Here is a 23107-nt window from a genome sequence, read left to right as displayed (position 1 = left end):
GTCATGCTGTCGTCGCTGTCACGCTTGCCACTGTTCCTCTTGCTCTTCGGGCTATCGGGGATCGTCATGTATGTGCCGGCGATCTATGCAGGGGTGCTTCATGATCTGCACGAGGCGCGTAGCTTTTTCTATTCCGGCACGCTTGTTCTTTTTGTCTTTGGGCTGATCGCGCTGGCCATGAGCCACACCCACGAGGCGCCGCGCAGCGTCGATCATCTGGTGGCGTTGTTCCTCGCATTTACAGTGCTGCCAGCGGTTCTTGCCTTGCCGTTTTACGAGGGGCTAGCGACGACGACCTATGTCAACGCCTATTTCGAGATGGTGTCCTCGCTGACCACGACGGGGGCGACGCTCTATGACAACCCAGACCGGCTCTCGCCGTCGCTGCACCTTTGGCGCGGGATCGTGGCGTGGTTCGGCGGGTTGTTGATGTGGATTGCCGCAGTGGCGATCTTCTCGCCCTTGAACCTTGGCGGTTTTGAGGTCACAGCGCAGGCCGATCCGGGCACCGATGAGACACAGCACGGGCCGCGCATCATCGCCGACCCGCGCAAGCGTCTTGCGCGGGCGGCCAAGGCGCTGATCCCGATCTATGCGGGGCTGACGTTGGTGCTCTGGGTGCTTCTGATGATCATGGGGTCGCAGGCGCTTGGCGGGTTGATGCACGCCATGGCGGTGCTTTCGACGAGCGGCATATCGCCTGTGGGCGGGCTTGAGAACGCACAGGCGGGGATCGGCGGCGAGGTGATGCTTTTTGCCTTCATGGTCTTTGCCCTGTCACGCAGCACCTTCTCCAACGAGACAGGCGCCGTGCGGCGCGATGCGTTTTGGCGCGACTATGAGTTCCGTCTCGGGGTGCTGATCGTTGTGCTTGTGCCGTGCTTCCTTTTCCTGCGGCATTTCCTTGGCGCGTATGAATTCGAAGACAGCCAGAATATCGGCGCGGCGCTTCGGGCCGCGTGGGGGGCGGTGTTCACGGTGATGAGTTTCTTGACCACCACCGGCTTTGAGAGCACCGATTGGCAGGCCGCGCAGGAATGGTCGGGCCTGTCGACGCCGGGGATCATCCTGATGGGGCTTGCCATTGTCGGCGGTGGCGTGGCCACCACGGCAGGCGGCGTCAAGCTTCTCCGGGTCTATGCGCTCTATCTTCAGGGATATGGCGAGATACAGAGGCTTGTGCATCCGTCGGTCGTTGTTGGGCGGCGGTCAGACGCGCGGCGCATCCGGCGCAAGGGGGCGCAGATCGCTTGGGTGGTTTTCATGCTGTTCGCGATCTCCATCGCCGTGGTGAGCGCGGTGCTTGCCTTCCTCGGTGTCGGGTTTGAAGATGCGTTTGTCCTGACCATTGCAGCGCTGACGACAACGGGGCCTTTGATCTCTGTGGCGGCGGAATCGCCCATCGAGCTTGCGGCGCAAAGCGACGCGGTGAAGCTTGTTCTGGCGGCGACGATGGTGGTGGCCCGCCTTGAAACATTGGCGATTGTGGCGCTCATGTCGCCAGAGCTCTGGCAAAAATGACACGCCCCGAGGGTAAGATTTGCCGCTAATTCCACTTTTGGGGCTGGAAACTCGGCGAATCGCACTCCATACTTGAAGCGCTTTGACGCAAAAACCGACGCACCCAACGATAAACAAAGGCAAAAACGTAATGGCATCGGATCGACAAAATCTCCAAGACGCATTTCTGAACCACGTCCGCAAGACCAAGGTTCCGGTGACGATTTTCCTCATCAACGGGGTCAAACTGCAGGGTGTGATCACCTGGTTTGACAATTTCTGCGTGCTGCTGCGTCGCGATGGCCAGAGCCAGCTTGTCTACAAGCATGCGATCTCGACCATCATGCCGGCCCAGCCGATCAGCCTCTATGAAGGTGAAGACGCCTCTTGATGGAGCATGACCGCCCGGTGACGCGCGCCTGGGTTCTGCATCCCGACATCACCGGCTCCGATCAACGTCGGGAGGCGGTGCACGCGCTGGAAGAAGCGGTTTCTCTTGCCGTGGCGCTGCCCGATCTCGAAGTGATCGGATCAAATGCCGTGCGCCTGCCAAAGCCGCATCCGGGGATGCTCTTTGGCTCGGGCAAGATCGAAGAAATCAAGGCTGTGCTCAAGGCCAACGAAATCGACCTCGTGTTGATCGACGGGCCTGTGACGCCAGTTCAACAACGCAACCTCGAGAAGGCCTGGGGAGTGAAGCTCCTCGACCGAACCGGGCTTATCCTTGAGATCTTCTCGGACCGGGCGCGCACGCGCGAGGGGGTCTTGCAGGTCGAGATGGCGGCGCTGTCCTATCAGCGCACGCGGCTTGTCCGCGCCTGGACCCACCTTGAGCGCCAGCGTGGTGGGCTCGGGTTTGTGGGCGGTCCCGGCGAGACGCAGATCGAGGCAGACCGACGCGCCATTGATGACCAGCTCGTGCGGTTGCGCCGTCAGCTGGCCAAGGTCGTGAAAACGCGCGAGTTGCACCGCAAGGCGCGTGCCAAGGTGCCGTTCCCGATTGTCGCGCTTGTCGGATATACCAACGCCGGAAAATCGACTCTGTTCAACCGGGTGACGGGCGCGGATGTCATGGCCAAGGACATGCTTTTTGCAACGCTCGACCCGACGATGCGCGCGGTGCAGATTCCGGACGGGCCAGAGGTGATCCTGTCGGACACGGTTGGGTTTATTTCGGACCTGCCAACAGAGCTTGTCGCGGCGTTCCGGGCGACACTGGAAGAGGTGTTGTCGGCGGATCTGATCCTGCATGTGCGCGATATCGCCCACCCGGAGACAGATATTCAGGCGGCGGATGTGAATGACATCATGGGCTCTCTGGGAGTCAATGAGGCCACGCCGCAGATCGAGGTCTGGAACAAGATCGACCTTCTTGAGCCGGACCGGCAAGAGGCGATGCGCACCCGTGCGGGCCGTGACGATGCGATTTTTGCAGTGTCGGCGCTCACCGGTGAGGGGCTGGAGGCGCTGTTCTCGGCGATTGCAGGGACGCTTGATGCCGAGCGTAGCCTTGCCGAGATCACGCTCGATTTCGCCGATGGCAAGAAGCGCGCCTGGCTCTTTAAGGAGGGCGTCGTTGAGGAAGAACAGCAGGACGAGGAGGGGTTTCACCTGACTGTCCGTTGGACCGCACGTCAGGCACGGACCTTCGAAACCCTCTGAGCGGTGCGAGGTTTTTTGAGAACCCTTGCACACGCGATTTCGAAAGCGCTTGTCCGCGTTATTTTGGCAAAAGTGTCGTCACACCGACCGAAGCCGCACGTGCCAGTGCCGGATCAAGTGACATGGGCACGTATTCTCCCCGCCGCCAGAGCTGGGCCATGTCGTCGTAGAAGCGCGACAGGAAATGCCCCGATTGCCCGGTCGACAGGATAAAGAGTGAGCTATTGGGATCGGCGAAGTCATAGACACCGCGATAGCCTGCGGCATGGACATTGAGGAACGGGTCCGGGTCGGTGCCATTGGTGCGGCCGCGCTGAAGCGTGTTGTCACCGCCGCTCGTCGATTGGCGGATGTTCACGAAATGGCGCAAGAGCGGCAGTTCGCCCAGCACCTGATGGTCATGGGTGGCTTGGTGCGCGTCGCCCCAGCGCAGGGATTCGATCTGGTTGCCATAGCGCTCGTCGATCCAGATCAGCGCGTCATCAAGGGCCAGGCGGGCCATGTCGGTGCAGCTTTCGACCGGCGCGCTTTGGATCACGTCGCACCAGCTTGAGGCATTGTCTACGTCGCGGAAGACGCGTTCGATGAAGAGCGGTTCTACGTGCAGGAATTCCTCGGCCAAGGGGCCGAGATCGTCTTGGATCAGACGTTTTTGCAGGGCGCGCATCCATGCGGCATAGAGGAGCGGCTCGGGTAGGTGTTCGTTCATCTCGCCGTTCCATTCAGCAAGCAGGGCAAGGGCGCGTTGGCGTTGGCGTTCGGGCGTGCCGTCGGGGGCCGCATCACCGGTGAACCAAAGGTTTGCCCCAACAAGCGGAAGCAGCGCGCGGGCAGAGTAGCTCACGGTGTCGAGCTGGGCTTCGACAAAGCTATCGCGGGTGTGCACTTCACGGCCCTGCATGAGTCTTTGCCAGCGTTGGATGCGCTGGCTGTCGCCCCAATGATAGGAGACATGCAGCGGGAAGGGTCGGTCGACGATCTTGTTGTTGGTATTGCCGACGATGCCTCCTCGCGGTGCAAGGAACTGTGGGTTGGAGGCATAAGGCAGACGGCCGCGCCAACGGTTCTCGGCGCGCCATCCGAGCGACGGCAGGCGGCCCATGCTTTGATGGGCATCGTCGCGTCGTGGCATGGCGCCGATGGTCTTGAGCGCGATGGTGTCGCGGTCGGCGAGCGTCAGGTTCTGCGAGGGCGCGAGATAGGGTTCGGCGGCGGCGATCGCATCTTCGACATTGCCCGCATACATCAGGTTGATTGCGGCGCTCATCGAGGTGTCGCGCGCCGAGAGCGCGGTCCAGCCAAGCGCCGCGACATGGCCCTTGGGGGTGATGGTGCCAAGGTCGAACTGGCTTCCTGGCAGGACCGGGCCGTTGTCCGTCCAACGTAGGGTCAGCGTCAGGGGCGCGGCGTCTTTCACCGTGACGATGGATTTGCGGGTCACGAAGGGTTTGAAGCCGGAGGGCGTCCGGTATTCCTCGGGGTTGTCGGGGTTCACCTCTTCGATGAACACGTCCTGATCGTCGAGATAGGACGAGGTCAGCCCCCAGCCGAGCGTGTCGGTGCGGCCCGCGAGAACCGCGGGCATGCCGGGGATTGTCCCGCCGATGACGCCGCCGTGGTCCAGATCAAGCCGGGCGAGATACCAGATTGCGGGCGCGGAGAGGCCGAGGTGCGGATCGTTGGCCAAGAGCGTGCCACCGGTGGCAGAGCGGTTGGCCGCTGCCGCCCAAGCGTTTGAGGCGCCGGCCAGACCGCGTCTTGGCAGGGGCGAGAGAGGGGTGTCGATCTGCGGCTCGGAGGCGGCATAGCGCGGTGCGCCGGGGACCAGAGAGGCATAATCCGAAAGTGCCGCGACCCCGGTTCCGGGTGCGTCGGGGAGGATGTCGGAGAGGCGGGCCTCGTCGGGCAGAAGCAGGGACACGCGCGCGCGCAGCACTTCTTCGGACAGGTGCCCGGAGAGTTGCAGCGCCATGAGTTTCTGGATGGCGATGGAATCGGCGGGTTGCCACGGTGCAATGGCCGACGGGAAGAGGAACATCTCTGGCGCACCACGCCCAAGGGAATCGCGGTTGATCTCGTCGATGCGGGCATTGACGCCGCGCGCATAGGCCCGCAACACCGCAAGCGCGCGGTCATCCTGTGCCTGCACGGATTGCACCGAGAGCGGGTAGATATCGAGGCGACGCAAGAGCGTATCGATCTTGAGCGTAGAGGTGCCGAAAAGCTCCGACAGGCGCCCCTGTGCCGTGCGGCGCAGCGTGACCATCTGCCAGAGGCGGTCTTGTGCATGGACATAGCCAAGCGCAAAGAAGGCGTCCTCGTCGGCTTCGGCAAAGATATGCGGCACGTTGGCATTGTCGCGCACGATCTCGACCGGGGCAGAGAGGCCGGGGGTCGTGAGTGTCTTGTCATAGGTCGGCAGGGACCGGGAGGCGAGGTAATAGACCAGCCCCACGGCAAGGGCCGCGAGAATAAGAAGCGCACCAGCGAGGCGCACCAGCCATTGAAACAGGTTGCTCATGTCGATTCCCGGATTTCGTCTTGCCATCTCTGTCTTGGGGCAGGACAAAGACTATGACAAGAACTTGGGGAGGGAAACCAAATGGCAAAAGTCGCATTTCTCGGTCTGGGCGTGATGGGATACCCGATGGCGGGACATCTACAGGCCAAGGGCCACGAGGTCACCGTCTATAACCGCACGAGCGCCAAGGCCGAGGCATGGGTCAAGGAACATGGCGGGGCGATGGCCCTCACGCCGAAAGATGCCGCATCGGGCGCGGAATTCGTCATGACCTGTGTCGGTAATGACGACGATCTGCGCATGGTCTGTGCAGGCGCGGATGGCGCATTTGAGGGGATGGGCGAGGGCGCGATCCTCGTCGATCACACCACAGTTTCGGCCAAGGTCACGGCCGAGCTTTACGAGGCGGGCAAGGCCAAAGGCATCGCCTTTGTCGATGCGCCGATCTCGGGCGGACAGGCGGGGGCCGAGAATGGTATCCTATCCATCATGTGCGGCGGTGATACGGCGGCCTATGATGCGGCAGAGCCGGTGATGCAGGCCTATGGCCGCACGATCAAGCGCCTTGGCGAGAGCGGCGCAGGGCAGCTCACCAAGATGGTCAACCAGATCTGTATCGCCGGTCTCGTGCAGGGGCTCTCGGAGGGGCTTCATTTTGCCGAGAAGGCAGGGCTTGATATCCGCGCGGTCGTGGATGTGATCCAAGGCGGTGCTGCCGGGAGTTGGCAGATGGTCAACCGGCACGAGACAATGGCCGACGATCATTTCGAGCATGGCTTTGCCGTTGACTGGATGCGCAAGGATCTTGGAATTTGCCTTTCGACCGCTGATGAGACGGGGGCGAGCCTGCCGGTGACGGCGCTGGTCGATCAGTTCTATAAAGACGTGCAAAAGCTTGGCGGTGGGCGTTGGGATACCTCGAGCCTTATCAAGCGGTTGCGCGAGATGGGCTAGGACCGCGAGGCCTTGGAAACGAAGAACGGCGCCCCGCGAGGCGCCGTTTTGCATTGTGGCCTTGCGCCGCGATCAGGGGATGATGCGGTTATATTTCACGCCTTCGAGCGTTGCGCCGAGGTGCAGGCCCGCCTGACCAAAGATCACCGCGATGACCGGGGCGAGCACGGTGGTGGTGTCGGCCTTGAGGATGCCGCCTTCGTCTGAGACCACATATTTGAGGTCTGCCCCGGCGGCCCAGCCGCTCGAGCGACGGAATTCCGAGAGCGACCCCTCGGTCATGAAGAAGAGCACGTGGGCATATTGTTGGGCCCCGATCTGAAGGCCGAAGCTGCCTTTGGTGGCCGAGTAGTAATCGACGGTGATGTCATCGACACGCAGCGCCCCACGGCCATATCCACCGCCAAAGCCAAAGCCCGCCTCGGTCACGACAGGCATGACCAGCATACCGACCGATTTATCGGCGAGATCCCGCGAGTTGGGGTAGTTGGAATAGAGGTAGTTCAGCGTGTTGTCGACGCGGGCGTCGATCTCTTGCGCGCCGTTGCTTCCGACACCATTGCCGCAGGCGGCGGTGGTGAGACCCAGACCGGCGAGACCGGCGAGGGTAAAATTGCGTCTGTTCATGTGTGTCATGCTAAGCCTGTTCACTGATGCTGCTCGGGTTTGCCGGTTTTTCCGGCTTCTTGCGCGCGAGTATACGTGCAGCGCCGCGCGCTGTCACTAGCAACACGCGTCTGTTCGGCGGGTTACTGCTTGGCCAGTTTGCGCGCCACGGCGGGGGCAAAGTAGGTCAGGATACCGTCACAGCCCGCGCGCTTGAAGCACAAGAGGCTTTCCATCATCGCCTTGTCACCGTCGATCCAACCGTTCTGCGCCGCGCCAGCGATCATCGCGTATTCGCCAGAGACCTGATAGGCATAGGTCGGCACGCCAAAGCGGTCTTTCACGCGGCGGCAGATGTCGAGATAGGGCATGCCGGGTTTGACCATGACCATATCCGCGCCCTCATCAAGATCGCGCCCCACGAGGCGCAGGGCCTCGTCGGAATTGCCGGGGTCCATCTGATAGGTGCTCTTGTCGCCCTTGAGCGCCCCCGAGGCGCCAACCGCGTCACGGAACGGGCCATAGAAGGCCGAGGCATATTTGGCGGCGTAAGAAAGGATCATGACGTTGGAATGCCCGCCCGCTTCGAGCGCTTCGCGAATGGCGCCGATACGGCCGTCCATCATGTCGGAGGGGCCGATGATATCCGCGCCAGCTTCGGCCTGACTCATCGCTTGTTTCACAAGGGCCTCGACGGTTTCGTCATTGAGGATCTCACCGTCGCGTACAAACCCGTCATGGCCGTTGATATTATAAGGATCAAGCGCCACGTCGGTCATCACTGCGATCTCGGGCACGGCGGCCTTGATTGCACGGGTGGCACGGTTGGACAGGTTGTCGGGGTTCCACGCCTCGGCGCAATCGGCGGTCTTGAGCGCGGGGTCGGTATAGGGAAAGAGGCAGATCGCCGGGATGCCAAGATCGGCAGCTTCGCGGGCGGCCTCGACGATCTTGTCGACCGAGCGGCGCACCACGCCGGGCATGGAGGCCACGGGTTCCTCGACCCCTTCACCGTCACGCACAAAGACCGGCCAGATCAGATCTTCTACGCTCAGCGTATTCTCGCGCACGAGTCCACGCAGAGCAGCGGATTGACGGGTGCGGCGCAGGCGTGCGGCGGGGAAAGCGGCTGGCGAATGGCTCATGATCGTCCTCATCTTGGCGTCTGAAACAGGTGCCATGGATTTTCTGCTTTCTCAAGGCTAGGAATTGCCGAAAAGCCGCGCTATGTCAGGGCGCAGTTTGATAGAGGCCGTAGATTTGAACTGGCATCAACTTGTTTTCGAAGTCATCGACATGCGCAGCTTTTCGAACCTTTGGTTCTGGATTGCGCTTGCCGTGATGTGGTCCTCGGCAAGTCATTGGGTGCTTGGTGTGCCGTATGACATGGTGCTGCGGGCCAAGCGCGCGGGTGGGCAAACCGAGATTGATCTCGAGGACATGGTGCGTATCAATACCAACCGCCTTCTCTATATCGGTCGGGTGTCGGGGCTCTGGCTCTTGTCCTTTGCCTGTTTCCTGCTCACCGGGCTTGCGGTGACGGGGTTCATCTTTGGGATCGAGTTTGCACAAGCGGTGTTCCTTTTGCTGTTCCCGATGTCGCTCGTCGGGATGATCAGCCTCTCGACGGCGTCGCGTATTCAACAGGAAGAGGCCAGCGGCGAGCTTTTGCGCAAACGCCTCACCCGGCACAGACTCTACGTGCAACTCATTGGCATGGCGTCTATTTTCGTCACGTCCCTATGGGGCATGTACATGAACTTCCATTCTTCGCCCTTCGGTTGATCCGACCAGGAACGCGCAATGACACAGCACATCACCGTCGGCGGCGCCCCCGAGGGGTTTGACGCCCGCCTGATCCTTGACGAGGTAGAGAAATCCGGCGGGCCGGTGCTTCACGTCGCGCGCGATGACAAGCGATTGGCGAGCCTGCGGGCGGCGCTGGCGTTTTTTCGCCCGGATATGCCGGTGGTGCATTTTCCGGGCTGGGATTGCCTTCCCTATGATCGGGTGTCGCCCAATGCCGATATCTCGGCGGCGCGGATGGCGACGCTGGCGGGGCTTGTGCATGGGATGCCGGAGAAGTTCATTCTCCTGACCACGCTCAACGCCGCGACCCAGAAGATCCCGGCGCGCGAGGTTCTGCGCGAGGCAGCGTTTACCGCGCGGGTGGGCTATCAGATCGACGAAGCGGCGCTCCGGGGGTTCCTTGTGCGTATGGGGTTCGTGCAGGCGCCGACCGTGATGGAGCCCGGGGACTATGCGATCCGGGGCGGCATCATCGACATCTTCCCGCCGGGCGAGGGCGGGCCTGTGCGGCTCGACCTGTTTGGTGATGTGCTTGACGGGGCGCGGCGGTTTGATCCGGCGACACAGCGGACGACGGAGAAGCTCGACCTCGTGGAGTTGGCACCCGTTTCGGAGGTGATCCTTGACGAGGCGGCGATCCGGCGGTTCCGACAGAATTATCGCATCGAATTTGGCGCGGCGGGCACGGATGATCCGCTCTATGAGGCGGTCAGCGCCGGGCGCAAACATCAGGGTGTCGAACACTGGTTGCCGTTCTTCCATGAACGGCTCGAGACCCTGTTTGATTATGTGCCGAACGCGGTAATTTCCGTGGACGATCAAGTAGATGCAGCGCGTCTTGCGCGTTGGGAGATGGTCGAGGATCAATATGAGACCCGCCGTCTTGCCCTAGCCCAGAAAGCGCGGCTCGACACGGTGTATAAGCCCGTGCCGCCGGAGCTTCTTTATATCGAAGACGATGCGTGGGAGTCGGCGGTTGCGGACCGGCGGCTGTTGAAGTTCAAGCCGCTGCCGCAGGCCTCTGGTCCCGGCGCGATTGATGCCGGTGGGCGCATCGGGCGCAACTTCTCGCCCGAGCGGCAACAAGAAAACATAAGCCTTTTCAAAGCGCTGGCGGATCATATTCGAAAGAAGCTTCCCGAGGGGCCGGTGCTTGTCGCCTCCTATTCGGAAGGCGCGCGCGAGCGGCTTATGGGGCTGATCGAGGATGAGGGGCTTGCCGAGACGATTGCCGTCACGGATGCGACCCGGATTGGCAAGAGCGGGCTATACCTCGCGGTTTGGGCGTTGGAGCATGGGTTTGAGACGCCGGGCCTCACGGTCATTTCCGAGCAAGACGTGCTTGGCGACCGTCTCATCCGGGCGCCGCGTAAGAAACGGCGGGCGGAGAATTTCCTCACGGAAGCGCAGAGCCTCGCGCCGGGCGACCTTGTGGTGCATGTGGACCACGGGATTGGCCGCTATCACGGGCTTGAGGTCATCACGGCGGCGGGTGCCGCCCATGAATGTCTCAGTCTTGAATATGCAGAGAATTCAAAGCTCTACCTGCCGGTCGAGAATATCGAACTGCTCTCGAAATATGGCCATGATGAAGGGCTTCTGGATCGGCTTGGCGGCGGGGCGTGGCAGGCCAAGAAGGCCAAGCTCAAGGAGCGCATCCGCGAGATGGCGGACCGGCTTATTCGGGTGGCGGCGGAGCGGGCGCTGCGCAAAGCGCCGGTCATGGAGCCGCAGCATCATGCCTGGGAAGAGTTTGCGGCGCGCTTCCCCTATACCGAGACCGATGACCAGCTGCGCGCCATTGAGGACGTGTTGACGGATCTTGGGTCGGGGACGCCGATGGATCGGCTTGTCTGTGGCGATGTGGGGTTCGGCAAGACCGAGGTGGCGATGCGCGCGGCGTTCATCGCGGCGATGGCGGGGATGCAGGTTGCGGTGATCGCGCCGACGACGCTTTTGGCGCGGCAACATGCCAAGGGGTTCAAAGAGCGCTTCCGTGGTTTTCCGTTGGAAGTCAGGGCCTTGTCGCGCTTTGTCTCGGCAAAAGAGGCCGAGAAGACACGCGAAGGGATTTCCCGCGGGACGGTCGATATTGTCATTGGCACCCACGCTCTCCTCGCGAAGTCGATCAAGTTTCAGAACCTTGGCCTGCTCATCATCGACGAGGAACAGCATTTCGGCGTCGCGCATAAAGAGCGGCTTAAACAGATGCGCTCGGACGTGCATGTGTTGACGCTGACGGCGACGCCGATCCCGCGGACCCTGCAACTTTCGCTTTCTGGCGTGCGCGACCTGTCGATCATTGGCACGCCGCCCGTCGACCGCCTTGCCATTCGCACCTATGTCAGCGAGTTCGACGCGGTCACCATACGCGAGGCCCTGTTAAGGGAGCATTACCGGGGCGAGCAGAGTTTCTATGTCGTGCCGCGGATCAGCGATCTGCCTGATATCGAAGCGTTTTTGCGCGATCATGTGCCGGAGGTCAGTTTCGTCGTGGCGCATGGGCAGATGGCGGCGGGCGAGTTGGATGATCGCATGAACGCCTTTTATGATGGCAAATATGACGTGCTTCTTGCGACGACGATCGTTGAATCCGGCCTCGATATTCCGACGGCGAACACGATGGTTGTGCATCGCGCGGATATGTTTGGCCTGTCGCAGCTCTACCAAATCCGGGGGCGGGTGGGCCGCTCGAAAACGCGGGCCTATGCCTATCTGACGACGAAAGCGCGTGCGAAACTGACCCCTGCGGCGGAGAAACGGCTTCGGGTGCTTGGCTCACTCGACACGCTTGGGGCCGGATTTACCCTTGCATCTCAAGACCTTGATATTCGTGGGGCGGGCAACCTCCTTGGCGAGGAACAATCGGGTCAGATGCGCGATGTGGGTTATGAACTTTACCAGTCGATGCTTGAAGAGGCGATTGCCAAGATCAAGGCGGGCGAGATGGAGGGGCTCACGGAAGCGGACGATCAATGGGCGCCGCAGATCAACCTTGGTGTGCCTGTCCTGATCCCCGAGGCCTATGTGCCGGATCTCGATGTGCGCCTTGGGCTCTATCGTCGCCTGAGCGGGCTGCATAGCAAGGTCGAGTTGGAAGGCTTTGCCGCGGAATTGATTGACCGGTTCGGAAAATTGCCGAAGGAAGTCAATACCTTGCTCCTTATCGTGCGGATCAAGGACATGTGCAAACGCGCCGGGATTTCCAAGCTCGACGGTGGGCCGAAAGGCGCGACGATTCAGTTCCACAACGACAAGTTTGCCTCGCCGCAGGGGCTTGTGGAGTTCATCCAGAACCAAAAGGGGCTGGCCAAGGTCAAGGACAACAAGATCGTGGTGCGCCGGGACTGGAAGAAGGACAGCGACAAGATCAAGGGCGCCTTTGCGATTGCCCGTGATCTGGCGGAAAAACTCGTCGCTGAGAAGAAGAAAGCCAAGAAAAGTTAACGGCAATACCGACGTCGGTATAACGTCGGTATTGCATCTGTATTGCGTCTGTCGGGATGGGTTAACGCACCGTTCTGGTTAACGCAGGCGGGCAAGCGGTTTGGGCCCCGCGCAAGCGCGCGTGGCTCAGGTGCCGTGCTCTTCGGCGCGGCGCAGCCAGAGGATGACGGAGAACCCCGCGATGGAGAAGGCACAGACCCCCATGGCCAGCGGCAGGGGGGTGCCGTTGAAGGCGAGGCCGATCGGCACCGCGAGCACCGCGCCGCAGACCGTCGCAATCGCGCCCATCACGGAGGCGGCGGTGCCGGCCATATGGCCGAGCGGCTCCATCGCCATGGCGTTGAGATTGCCGAGCGAGAGGCCGACCTGAAAGAAGATCGAGGTTTTCCAGACGAGGAACACGGCAAAGAGCAGTGTACCGACGGGGAGGGTCATGTCGGCAAGGATCATCATGGATGACAAGAGCACCTGTGCGCCGAGGGCGAAGGTCACGATATAACGCATACCGAGCCGCATCACGACGCGGGCGTTGATGAAGCCTGCCGAGCCGGACAGGAGCGCAATGGCGCCGAACCAATAGGGGAACTCGTCGCCGCGTCCGAAGGTGATGTCGTAGATCTGCTGGACCGAGGAGATGGTCGCGAAGAGGACGGCGAAGCTAAAGCACTGGATAATGACCGAGGCACGCACCACGGGCAGGCGCATCATCTCGATGAGGCCCGACCACAGAAGCGCAAGGCGCAGGGGGCGGCGGTCTTCGCGGGCGAGCGGTTCGGGCAGGCGCAGGCCGAGCCAGAGGATCGAGATCGTCGAGAAGATGATGAAAGCGAAGAAGATGCCGCGCCAGCTACTGAGCGCGATGATGCCGGCGCCGAGCGTCGGGGCGATGGCGGGGACGAGGGTAAAGACCATCATCACGAAGGAGACGATCTTGGCCATTTCGCGGCCCGCGAACAGGTCGCGGATGATGGCGAGGGTGACGACACGGGGACCGGCGGCGCCGATGCCTTGGAAAAGCCGCGCGGCGAGGACCAGTTCGAGACTATCGCTCTGCCAGCCGAGGAAGGCACAGACGGAATAGAGGAGCGCCCCTGCGATCAGCACGGGCTTGCGTCCGAAGGCGTCGGCCAGCGGGCCTGCGAAGAGCGTGCCGATGCCCATCCCGAGCACAAAGCTCGTGATGATGAGTTGGGCGCGGTTGAGGTTGTCGGGGCTGAGTTCGCGGCCGATCTCGGGCAGGGCGGGAAGCATCGCGTCGATGGAAAACGCGATGGTGGCGAACATCATGGCGCAGAGCGCGATGAATTCGGTGCGAGAGATCGGAAGCTGGGACATGGGTCTGAGACTCGGAAAATTGCGGGCGGATCATCCCCCCGCGCACATGGAAAGGCGAAAAAGCGGACTGCCCTAGCGGTTGGCGGCGGGCGGATGATGGTCGGGGCCGGGTTCGGTATCGGCGTTGTCGGCATGCGGCTCTGCCGGGGCCTTGTGATGGCCGAGCCGGGCGATGAGCCATTCGGAGTGGGCGGCCTGACGTTCGGCGGAAAGCTTGCCGAATTGTTGGATCACATAGGCGAAGATGCCAAGCCCGAAAAAGATAAAGACCGTGGTGCCGATCTTGCCGAGCACCGTCGCGGGGACGAGGGAGCCATAGCCGACAGTTGAGAGCGTGATGACGGAGAAGAAATAGGAGTCGATCCAGCTCCAGCCTTCCACGAAATGGAAGAACACCGTGCCCGCGCCGATCATGGGCGCGATCAGAAGGAGGAGTTGGAACAGGCGTTCTCCGGGCGTCATTCTGCGGCCTGTTGCTCTTTCAATTCGCCGATCACCTTGAGCCAGAGATCGGTGGGCTGCGCACCGGGGACGGCGTGCTGGTTGGCGACGATGAAAGTCGGGACCGAGGACACGCCCATCTCGCGGCTATGGGCATCGCGGCGCCGGATCAGGTCCACGTCCTCATCGGTTTGCAAGAGGCGCGCGGTCACGGCCCCGTCAAGGCCTGCGCTATCGGCGATATCGCAGAGCACTTCGGTGTCGCCAATGTCGCGGCCCTGTTCGAAATAGGCGGCAAAGAGGGCATCCACGACGGCGCCCTGTTTGTCCTCGATCCCGGCCCAGTGGATCAGGCGGTGGGCGTCGAGCGTGTTGGGCGTGCGGGCGATGGCCGCGAGGTCCATCTCGATGCCTTCCTGGCGGGCATGGGCGTCAATCTCGGCATAGGTTTTGACGGCGTTTTCCTTGCCGCCGAATTTCGCCTCGAGATAGGTGCGCCGGTCCATGCCTTCGCGCGGCATGTCGGGGTTGAGTTGGAACGGGTGCCATTCGATGGCGAAGGGATGATCCTTGACCTCGGCCAGCGCCTTTTCAAGGCGGATCTTGCCGATGTAGCACCAGGGGCAGATCGGGTCGGAGAGGATGTCGAGTTTGATCATGAATTGGCCTTGAAGGTTTCGCGCAGGGTGCGGCGGCTGAGTTTGCCGTTGGGGTTCGTGGGCAGCGTCTCCATGTGACGGAACAGCCGCGGTTGTTTGTAGCGCGCGAGGCGCTCGGCGGCAAATGCCGCCAGATCGGTTTCGTCGAGGGCGGCGGGGCCGGTGTAGAAGGCGGCGATGATGCGGGTGTCGGCTTTGATCTCCACATCGGTGACGGCGACGGTCTCGATACCGGGGTGGCGCGAGAGCACGGATTCAACCTCGAGCGGAGAGACGCGGAAGCCGCCGGCGTTCATCATGTCATCGTTGCGGCCGGCGTAAGAGATATAGAAATCCTCGGCCATGGTGCCGCGGTCGCCGGTCAGGAACCAATCATCGACAAAGCGCGCGGCGGTGTCCTCGGGGGCGTTGAAATAGCCGAGCATGAGGCCGGGATCGCGGCGAGAAACCGCGATGACGCCTTCTTCGCCGATCGGCACGGGGGTGCCGTCCTCGTCGAGGATCGCGATGCGGCGGCCGTCTTGGGGGCGGCCAAGCGTGTGCGGGTGGGCCGGGGCGGAGGGGCTTGCCGAGATGAAGGTCGAGCATTCCGACATGCCGTAGGCCTCATAAAGGGCGGTGCCCGTGGCCTCGAACCACTCTTCGCGGGTGGTCTCGGAGAGCTTTTCCCCGGCGGTCAGCCCGTGGCGCAGGTCGGGGAGGTGAATGTCGGGGTGATCGGAGAGGATCTTGCGATAAACGCCGGGTGCGGCGGCGAAGATCGTCGCCTTGTGTGCTGCGAGCAGCCCCGGAAGCGCGTCGAAGGCCACGCCTTTGGCAGGGATCAGGGCGGTGGCGCCGACGGACCACGGGTCCATCAGGCCGGTGCCGAGGGTAAAGGTCCAGTTGAAGGCGCCCGCGTGCATCAGGCGATCTTCTTCGTGCAGCCCGTACCAGCCCTCGTGCATCATGCGGCGGGCCCAGATGGCGCGGTGGGCATGGCAGACGGCACGGGGGCTACCGGAGGTGCCGGAGGTATAGATGATATAGCCGAGGCGGTCGGGGTCACCCATGTCATAGGCGCAGGGCGGCAGGGCGCGCATCGCGTCAAGCGCGGCGGTGTCGATCTGCGGCGTGTCCGGCGTGTCGGGGCAGGCGATCTCGGGGTCGCGCAGGATCGCGCCGGGGGACAATTCGGCCACCATCTTGGCGACTTCCGGTGCGGTCAGTTGCGAGGAGGTCGGCACCGGGACGAGACCGGCGGCAATCGCGCCGAGATAGGCGATGGGGAATTCTACATTATTTCCGAGGCGCATCAGCACGATGTCGCCCGGTTTCAGACCCGCCTGCAAAAGCCCCGTGCCAGTGCCGCGCACGGCGGCTTCCATGGCGCGGTAGCTCCATGTGTCGGCCCCATCCATGCCCATCACGATCAGCGCGGGTTTGTCGGCAAGCCGTTCGGCATGGGCCAGCACATGGGCGGCCATGTTGAAAGAGGTGGGGGCGGGGGCGGATGCGCCTTGGTCGAAGAGGGACTGCATGGCGTCTTGGTAGGCCCGCAGGGATGCGGTTGCAAGGGGGGGCGGTGGCGCTATAAGTGCTGTCCATGACAGACAGAGACCCCAAGAGCCTTATCCGTGTGGCGCGCGAAAGCGGGCAGCAGGAGTTGGCCGAGCCGCTTGACCTCGGGCAGCGCGTGCGCGAGTTGCGCAAAGAGCGCAATTGGACGCTCGAACATGCGGCGCGCGAGGCGGGGCTTGCGCGGTCGACGCTTTCGAAGATCGAGAACGGGCAGATGTCGCCGACCTATGAGGCGCTGAAGAAGCTGGCTGTGGGGCTTGATATCTCTGTGCCACAACTCTTTACGCCGCCGCGCAAGGCACAAGTCAACGGGCGCATGTCGGTGGTCAAGACCGGTGAGGGCGTGCAGCAGACGACAACGACCTATGAGCACGAGCTTCTGGCCGAGACGCTTACCAAGAAATCCATGCTGCCTTATCGTGCGCGGGTCCGGGCGCGGTCGATGGAGGATTTCGACGGCTGGGTGCGCCATGATGGCGAAGAATTTCTCTATGTGCTGACCGGGGTTGTGCGGCTTTTCACCGAGTTCTACGAGCCGGTCGAAATGCGCCGCGGCGACAGCGCCTATTACGATGCCTCGATGGGCCATAACGTGGTGTCGGTCTCAGACGAGGATGCGACGATCCTCTGGGTGACGTCGCTGGTCTGACAGGCGCAGTTTTTGCACAATTTTAAGTAGAGATCGGTCGTTTTCGTTGTAGTCTCTCGGAAGGATTTAAACGCAAGTTCTTGGAAGGGAAACGCAATGGAACGTATTTTGATCGTTGTGCTTGGTATCGCCTTGGGCGGGCTTGGTTTCTATGTCTATGATTTGAAACAGAATGATATGGACGTGGGATTGGTCGCCACGGTCCAGAAGCCGACGCTCAAGAGCGTGTTGCAGGTTGCCGAGAACCGGTCGGCCAATTCCGTCATCGTCGTGAAAGAGGGGCTTGGGACCTCGAACAATGCCGTGTTCCTGATGCAGTGGATCTATAAGAGCCATGTCGGGATTGATTTCACCGGGTTCGATTGGGACGCGATTGACGGCGTTGGCGAGCCTTATTCGCCGGATGGCACACATCTGTCGGGGACGCTCCCGGCCCTGAAGGTGCTTGGTGTGGGTGAGGTGATCTCCGAGACCGACAAGGCTGTCAGCAAGATCGCTTTGTATGACGAGGAAAAGAATATGCGTCCCGTCGCGAAGGCAAGGCAGGACGAGGTCAATGCCTGCACGCGTGATCTTCTTCTCTACGATGCCGAAGTGATTGATCACGCGAAGGCGGCGGTGGAAGAGCTTCTCTCTGTGGGCGCGCCAACGGATGCGAACGGCGTGCCGCAGATCACCTTTGACCTGACCTTCAAGAACGAAGCGGCATTGCGGACGGAGATCGCGAACCGTGCGGGCAAGGATATCGTCTGCGGCGGTGCAGTCTATATGGACGCGGAATGACGCCTCAAACGTCTCGGAGCGCGGTTTCCAGATCGCCGTAGCCGGTAAAGCGACGCTCGAATTCGAGGCCGAGACGGTCGGCGCAGGCGCGGGCCTTTTCGGTCAGGGCAGGGTCGTCGGTCTGGGCTTGGTAGACGAGCTTGCGGTAGTGGGCGAAATACATGTCGCGCAGTTCGGGGTGGCGGTCGAGGCCCATGGGTTTCCACACGAAGGCGTCGAACTGGCGGACGAGGAAATCCGTGAGGTAGAAGGCGTCGAACTCGTCCTCGGCAATCTCGGCAAAGCGGTCGAGACCTTCGAAGAAGGCATAGCAATGCGGGCCGCGGATCATCTCGACGCCCATCTCTTCGCAGGCGGCCTGTAGCGTGCCGCCGGTGCCGCAATCGGCATAGGCGACGAAGATCGACTCATAGGTGTTGCTATGCCCGGCCACGGCGGCGCGCACAGCGTCTGTTATGCGTTCGGGATGGTTGTGGAGGATCGCGGGCAGGCAGGTCAGGGCGATATGATCCCAGCCATTGGCGTCGCGCAGGGCGATGATCTCGCGGGCCAACGCACCGCAGGCGATCACCAGAACGGAGGCGGCCCGTGTGTCGAGGTCGAGCCCTTCACGGGTCAGGGTTTCGTCCGATGGCGCTTTCATCGCGTCCTCCTGAAACGAAACAGGCCCGCCCGCGCATGAGCGGACGGGCCTGTCGCCTTGACCGGGGATGCCGGATCAGGCGTTCATCTGGTTGTGCTTGCGGCCGACCCAATCCTTGGCGGTTTCCACGGCCACGGCGGCGTCGCGGCAATAGGCGTCTGCGCCAATGGCCTTGCCGAATTCCTCGTTGAGCGGCGCGCCACCCACGAGAACGATATAGTCATCGCGCTTGCCTTGTTCCACCAGCGTGTCGATCACCACCTTCATGTAAGGCATGGTGGTGGTCAGCAGGGCGGACATGCCGAGGATGTCGGGCTCTTCTGCGGCGAGCGCCTCGAGATATTCCTCGACCGGCGTGTTGATGCCGATGTCGACGACCTCAAAGCCAGCGCCTTCCATCATCATCGCCACAAGGTTCTTGCCGATGTCGTGGATGTCGCCTTTGACGGTGCCGATGACCATCTTGCCAACGCGCGGCGCGCCGGTTTCGGCGAGAAGCGGCTTCAGGATGGCCATGCCACCTTTCATCGCGTTCGCGGCCAGAAGCACTTCGGGCACGAACAAGATGCCGTCACGGAAGTCTGCACCGACGATGGTCATGCCGCCCACGAGCGCCTCGGTCAGCACCTTGTAGGGTGCCCAACCGCGTTCGATCAGGATGTTCACGCCCTCTTCGATCTCTTCCTTGAGACCGTCGTAGAGGTCGTCGAACATCTGTTGGACAAGTTCTTCATCGTCGAGTTCGGACAGGATGATGTCTTCTTCTTCGGACATGGGCGTTCCTCTTTTCGCCGGCCCCCGCCGGTATGTAACTTATGCAGAGATGCAAATTTTGACGGAATCGGACTGTCATAATTGCGACATGGCTCATGCTGAGACCGACTTATAGCGACAAAATGGCGGGTGCGGTGTGAAATGTCCTCATGGACATGGTGAGGTTGCTTGCAAATGTTCTCTTTTTGTTCCAGCTTTGAGGCATGCAAGACTGGACAGGACACAGCCCCGCCCCAATCGGGACGGAAAGGCGACGTGGGCGCGGCGCGGTGAGCAATCGCAGCGGCCGGTTTGAACCTTCGCGCGAGGAAAGCTGGGACGGATGGGACATTCCCGAAGTGCGGGCGGCGTTTCGCACCGATCTCCGGCTAGAGGCGGCGCGCAGCATCCTGACTCGCAACACCTCGCCAGATGTCCCCTTTGATCGGTCGGTGAACCCTTATCGCGGCTGTGAGCATGGCTGTGTCTATTGTTTTGCGCGGCCTTCGCATGCGTGGCTTGGCCTGTCGCCGGGGCTTGATTTCGAGACCCGCCTTATCGGGCGGCCCAATGCGGCGGAGATCCTGCGCAAGACCTTGAGCCGGAAGGGATACACCGTCGCGCCGATTGCCATCGGCACCAATACAGACGCCTATCAGCCGGTGGAGCGCGATCAGGGAATCATGCGCGCCTGTCTCGAGGTGTTGCGCGATTTTCGCCACCCGGTTGCCATCGTCACCAAGGGGAGCCTGATTGAGCGCGATATCGACATCCTTGCGCCGATGGCGGCAGAGGGGCTTGTGCATGTGGGGGTGTCGGTGACGACGCTCGACGCGGGGATCGCGCGGGCGATGGAGCCGCGGGTGCCTGCGCCCGCGCGCCGGCTTGCGACGATCCGGGCCTTGGCAGAGGCGGGAATTCCGGTGCGTGTCATGATGGCGCCGATTGTGCCGGGGTTGACCGATACGGAGATCGAGGCGGTGTTTGCCGCCGGACGAGAGGCCGGGGCGCGGGCGGCAAGTTGGATCATGTTGCGCCTGCCGCGCGAGGTTGCGGGGCTTTGGGAAGAGTGGCTTGTCGAGGCGTTTCCGGATCGTGCGGCGCGGATCATGGCAAGGGTGCGCGAAATGCATGGCGGCAAGGCTTATGACGCTGCTTTCGGCAAACGCATGCGGGGTGAAGGGCCATATGCCGAGATGATCGCCGCGCGGGCGCGGCTTACCATGCAGAAAGAAGGCCTTGCCGAACGCCTTCCGGCGCTCGCCTGTGACCGGTTCGAGGTGCCGCTTGGCACCCTAGAACAACCAGCGTTGTTCTAGGCGGCGTCTAAAGCGCGGCGCGCTCGCGGTGGACGCAGCGGGCCTTTTCGATCGCCATGGCGGCAAGGCTTTCGTCGTCCACGCAGGCGGCGATCTTTGTGTCATAGGCCTCGCGCGCCTTTTCAAGCGCGGTGCGTTCGTTGGGCAGCACCTCGAATGCGTATTCAAGCGGCGCATCGGGGGCAAGGATGCCTTCGGCGCGCAGCTTGTGTTCGGCCAGTTCGCGGGCGGCGGGGGTCATCTTGTCAAAAAGGATACTCATGTCTTTCTCCCTCTCGGTGTCAAAGGCGGGGCCAGCATCGGTGCCAGCCCCCGTGCAAGCAGATATGTTTACTTTGGGTCAGCCGAGGGATGGGGCCGTGATCTAGGTCAAATTGCGACCATTTGGCCCGACGAAAAAGGCCGGTCCCCTTTGGAACCGGCCACTTCATGTACATTTTCTGGGCGCTTTAGCCGCGACGGCGGCGGCTCCGGCGGGCGGGCGCGGCGGCGTCGTCGCCCGTGCCGTCGCTGGCCGAGGAGAACGGGCCGAGCGCGGCGGTGATCTGGTCGAGCGTCGGGCGGGGGCCGCGCGGGCGGGTTTCCAGCGCTTCTTTCATCGAGGCGAGGTGTTCCGGCATGGTGCCGCAGCAGCCGCCGATGATCGTCGCGCCGCAATCGCGCGCCATGACAGCGTAATCGCCCATGAGCTCGGGCGTGCCGTCATAGTGGATATGGCCATCGACATATTTCGGGATGCCGGCGTTGCCCTTGGCGATGATCGGGCGTTCGACACCTTGGGCGGCAAAACCGAGCACGGTGCGCAGCAGGTCGGAAGCGCCGGTGCCGCAGTTGGCCCCATAGGCGAGCGGCGGGTTGGGAAGGCTCTCGACAAGCTGCACCATGTCCTGACTGGTGACGCCCATCATGGTGCGTCCGGCAGTGTCAAAGCTCATGGTGCCGCACCAGGGCATATCGGCAAGCGCGAAGGCCTCGGCGGCGGCGCGGTATTCCTCGGGGGCCGAGATGGTTTCGAGCCAGAGCACATCGGCGCCGCCTTCCTTGAGGCCCTCGGCCTGTTCGTGGAACATCTCGACGGCGGCGGCATGAGACAGCGCGCCAACGGGTTCCATGATCTCGCCAGTGGGGCCGACAGAGCCGGCGACGATGACGGGACGCCCCGCCGCATCGGCCACTTCGCGGCCAAGTTCGGCCGAGATGCGCGAGAGTTCGCGGGCGCGGTGGCCGGCATTGTGGAGCTTGAGGCGGGAGGCGTTGCCGCCAAAGGAGTTGGTCAGAAACAGGTCGGAGCCGTTGTCGACGGCAAAGCTGTAGAGTTTCTTGATGCGGTCGGGATGGGTCTCGTTCCAGAATTCCGGGGCGTCACCGGATTCAAGGCCCATGTTGAAGAGATTGGTGCCGGTGGCGCCATCGGCCATGATCCAGTCGCGGGTTGCCAGCATCTTGCTCAGTGCGTCGCTCATCGGAGTCTCCACTCAATTGTCGCGCGCAGGAATGTCACGAGACACCCACGGGAGCAATGGGTTTTTCCTCATGTTGATTATGAAGCGGTGGGGCGCCGGGCGTCGGCGCGGCGCGGATGGTGCGGGCGAGATCGCAAGCGGCAAGGGCGAGGTGGGCCCCTGTTGGGGCGGCCATGTAGAGCGGTTGCCAACGGGGGGCAAAGCAGGTCTTGAACTGACGTAGGCCCGCGCCGCCGGAGGCCCGATCGACAAGGCGGCGCAAGCGGGTCTCGATGGGGCGCGCGAAAGGGGCTTTTGCAGGCACGGCCGCGAGCGAGAGACAGGGCACGTCCGCGGCGCGCGCGGCAAGGATTGCGGCGTGGACAAGGGCGTGCATGGTGCCATCCGGGGCGTCGGGGCGCGCGCGCATGAGGTCTAGGCACCATTCGTGGCCCGCGCGGTGAAGCGAGATAAAGCCAAGCAGCGTCTTGCCCTGCCAAGCAAGGAAAACGATTTGATGGCGGAGATAGGTCGGATCAAAGCGGCCCATGGAGAACCCGCGCGCGGGGCCGTGCGTTGCGTCCCACGCGGCGGCGACCGCGGTCATCGCCCGTATCGGGAGCGGCCCGCCCTGAACGATCACAAGACCGGCGGCCTCGGCATGGCGGAGTTTGCGGCGCAACTGGCGATGGGCCGGGCCTTGCAGGTCATGGCGCGCGGTGTCGATCACGGCCTCATCGGCGACATGAAGCACAGCCCAGCCAGCGCGGCGGGCATGGGCGGCGTGGCGCGCGGTGATCTTGTAGGCGCAGGCGATGCGGTTCTGCGCCCGCGCTTTGCGCTGAAGGGGCGCAGCGAGTTGGCCAATGTGGGCGTGACAGGGATCGAACAGCGCGACAAGGGTCTGTCCGGAGGCGACAAGACCACAGGTTCCGCGCCCAACCTCGACCATGGCGCCGCCGTTCTGGCGCAAGACGCCAAGTTCCGCCCGCGCGCTTGGTGTCGGGCGGGGGGTGGTAAGTGG

At 62.5% G+C, this 23107-nt stretch carries 21 protein-coding genes; 9 read left to right on the top strand and 12 right to left on the bottom strand.

Features of this window, described 5'->3' with window-relative positions; translation table 11 throughout:
* Positions 1–3 precede the first annotated feature (3 nt).
* The 3 genes from MK745_RS13135 to hflX all read left to right on the top strand — a co-directional run bounded on the left by MK745_RS13135 (position 4) and on the right by hflX (position 3162).
* Complete coding sequence (locus tag MK745_RS13135; RefSeq protein ID WP_243613760.1) at positions 4–1521, top strand: TrkH family potassium uptake protein; 1518 nt, start codon at positions 4–6, stop codon at positions 1519–1521.
* Positions 1522–1651: 130 nt separating this feature from the next.
* A complete protein-coding gene (hfq, locus tag MK745_RS13130; RefSeq protein ID WP_008204623.1) occupies positions 1652–1891 on the top strand; it encodes an RNA chaperone Hfq in 240 nt (79 codons plus the stop codon).
* Entirely contained in the window at positions 1891–3162 is a 1272-nt protein-coding gene (gene hflX / locus MK745_RS13125; RefSeq protein ID WP_243613759.1) for a GTPase HflX, read from the top strand. The genes hfq and hflX overlap by 1 nt, the downstream gene beginning before the upstream one ends.
* 58 nt (positions 3163–3220) lie before the next feature.
* Here the strand turns inward: hflX and MK745_RS13120 are convergent, their stop codons facing one another.
* Positions 3221–5683 (bottom strand): penicillin acylase family protein, encoded by a 2463-nt coding sequence (locus MK745_RS13120; protein WP_243613758.1) that lies wholly within the window; start codon positions 5681–5683, stop codon positions 3221–3223.
* An 81-nt stretch (positions 5684–5764) separates the two neighbouring features.
* On the opposite strand from MK745_RS13120, the gene MK745_RS13115 reads away from it, so the two are divergent.
* Entirely contained in the window at positions 5765–6637 is an 873-nt protein-coding gene (locus MK745_RS13115; RefSeq protein ID WP_243613757.1) for an NAD(P)-dependent oxidoreductase, read from the top strand.
* Positions 6638–6709: 72 nt separating this feature from the next.
* On the opposite strand, the gene MK745_RS13110 is transcribed toward MK745_RS13115, so the two are convergent.
* Together MK745_RS13110 and hemB are read right to left on the bottom strand one after the other, a co-directional pair.
* Positions 6710–7273, bottom strand: a complete 564-nt coding sequence (locus MK745_RS13110; RefSeq protein WP_411028142.1) for a YSC84-related protein — start codon at positions 7271–7273, stop codon at positions 6710–6712.
* A gap of 113 nt (positions 7274–7386) precedes the next feature.
* Positions 7387–8388: a porphobilinogen synthase gene (gene hemB, locus MK745_RS13105; protein WP_243613755.1), complete on the bottom strand. Its 1002-nt coding sequence runs from the start codon at positions 8386–8388 to the stop codon at positions 7387–7389.
* A gap of 115 nt (positions 8389–8503) precedes the next feature.
* Between hemB and MK745_RS13100 the strand changes: the two genes are divergently transcribed.
* Entirely contained in the window at positions 8504–9028 is a 525-nt protein-coding gene (locus tag MK745_RS13100) for a component of SufBCD complex (RefSeq protein WP_243613754.1), read from the top strand.
* 18 nt (positions 9029–9046) lie between these two features.
* The gene (mfd, locus tag MK745_RS13095; RefSeq protein ID WP_243613753.1) at positions 9047–12499 is read left to right on the top strand and encodes a transcription-repair coupling factor; all 3453 of its coding nucleotides are present in this window, start codon (positions 9047–9049) and stop codon (positions 12497–12499) included.
* A 126-nt stretch (positions 12500–12625) separates the two neighbouring features.
* Here mfd and MK745_RS13090 read toward each other — a convergent pair whose 3' ends face one another.
* From MK745_RS13090 to MK745_RS13075, 4 genes are all read right to left on the bottom strand, one after another.
* Positions 12626–13834: a multidrug effflux MFS transporter gene (locus MK745_RS13090; protein WP_243613752.1), complete on the bottom strand. Its 1209-nt coding sequence runs from the start codon at positions 13832–13834 to the stop codon at positions 12626–12628.
* A 72-nt stretch (positions 13835–13906) separates the two neighbouring features.
* Complete coding sequence (locus MK745_RS13085; RefSeq protein ID WP_243613751.1) at positions 13907–14296, bottom strand: potassium channel family protein; 390 nt, start codon at positions 14294–14296, stop codon at positions 13907–13909.
* Positions 14293–14934, bottom strand: a complete 642-nt coding sequence (locus MK745_RS13080) for a DsbA family oxidoreductase (RefSeq protein ID WP_243613750.1) — start codon at positions 14932–14934, stop codon at positions 14293–14295. The genes MK745_RS13085 and MK745_RS13080 overlap by 4 nt, the downstream gene beginning before the upstream one ends.
* Positions 14931–16454 (bottom strand): class I adenylate-forming enzyme family protein, encoded by a 1524-nt coding sequence (locus MK745_RS13075; RefSeq protein WP_243613749.1) that lies wholly within the window; start codon positions 16452–16454, stop codon positions 14931–14933. The genes MK745_RS13080 and MK745_RS13075 overlap by 4 nt, the downstream gene beginning before the upstream one ends.
* 65 nt (positions 16455–16519) lie before the next feature.
* On the opposite strand from MK745_RS13075, the gene MK745_RS13070 reads away from it, so the two are divergent.
* Positions 16520–17143 carry a helix-turn-helix domain-containing protein gene (locus tag MK745_RS13070; protein WP_243613748.1) on the top strand — a complete coding sequence of 208 codons (624 nt, stop codon included), beginning with the start codon at positions 16520–16522 and terminating at the stop codon, positions 17141–17143.
* A 96-nt stretch (positions 17144–17239) separates the two neighbouring features.
* Entirely contained in the window at positions 17240–17926 is a 687-nt protein-coding gene (locus MK745_RS13065; RefSeq protein ID WP_243613747.1) for a hypothetical protein, read from the top strand.
* 4 nt (positions 17927–17930) lie between these two features.
* Here MK745_RS13065 and MK745_RS13060 read toward each other — a convergent pair whose 3' ends face one another.
* Complete coding sequence (locus MK745_RS13060) at positions 17931–18569, bottom strand: DUF1638 domain-containing protein (RefSeq protein WP_243613746.1); 639 nt, start codon at positions 18567–18569, stop codon at positions 17931–17933.
* A gap of 75 nt (positions 18570–18644) precedes the next feature.
* Positions 18645–19343 (bottom strand): corrinoid protein, encoded by a 699-nt coding sequence (locus MK745_RS13055; protein WP_243613745.1) that lies wholly within the window; start codon positions 19341–19343, stop codon positions 18645–18647.
* Positions 19344–19546: 203 nt separating this feature from the next.
* Between MK745_RS13055 and MK745_RS13050 the strand changes: the two genes are divergently transcribed.
* A complete protein-coding gene (locus tag MK745_RS13050) occupies positions 19547–20641 on the top strand; it encodes a PA0069 family radical SAM protein (protein ID WP_243613744.1) in 1095 nt (364 codons plus the stop codon).
* Between the two features lie 7 nt (positions 20642–20648).
* Here the strand turns inward: MK745_RS13050 and MK745_RS13045 are convergent, their stop codons facing one another.
* The 3 genes from MK745_RS13045 to MK745_RS13035 form a co-directional block, all read right to left on the bottom strand.
* Positions 20649–20903 (bottom strand): hypothetical protein, encoded by a 255-nt coding sequence (locus MK745_RS13045; protein ID WP_243613743.1) that lies wholly within the window; start codon positions 20901–20903, stop codon positions 20649–20651.
* A gap of 187 nt (positions 20904–21090) precedes the next feature.
* Complete coding sequence (gene bmt, locus MK745_RS13040) at positions 21091–22104, bottom strand: betaine--homocysteine S-methyltransferase (RefSeq protein WP_243613742.1); 1014 nt, start codon at positions 22102–22104, stop codon at positions 21091–21093.
* A gap of 34 nt (positions 22105–22138) precedes the next feature.
* Positions 22139–23107 (bottom strand): DUF2156 domain-containing protein (locus MK745_RS13035; RefSeq protein ID WP_243613741.1); only part of this gene is annotated, 969 nt, incomplete at its 5' end.

Origin of the sequence: Shimia aestuarii (genome assembly GCF_022814865.1) — a bacterium.
Lineage (GTDB): Bacteria > Pseudomonadota > Alphaproteobacteria > Rhodobacterales > Rhodobacteraceae > Shimia > Shimia aestuarii_A.
This window is presented reverse-complemented; position numbering and strand designations above follow the sequence as displayed.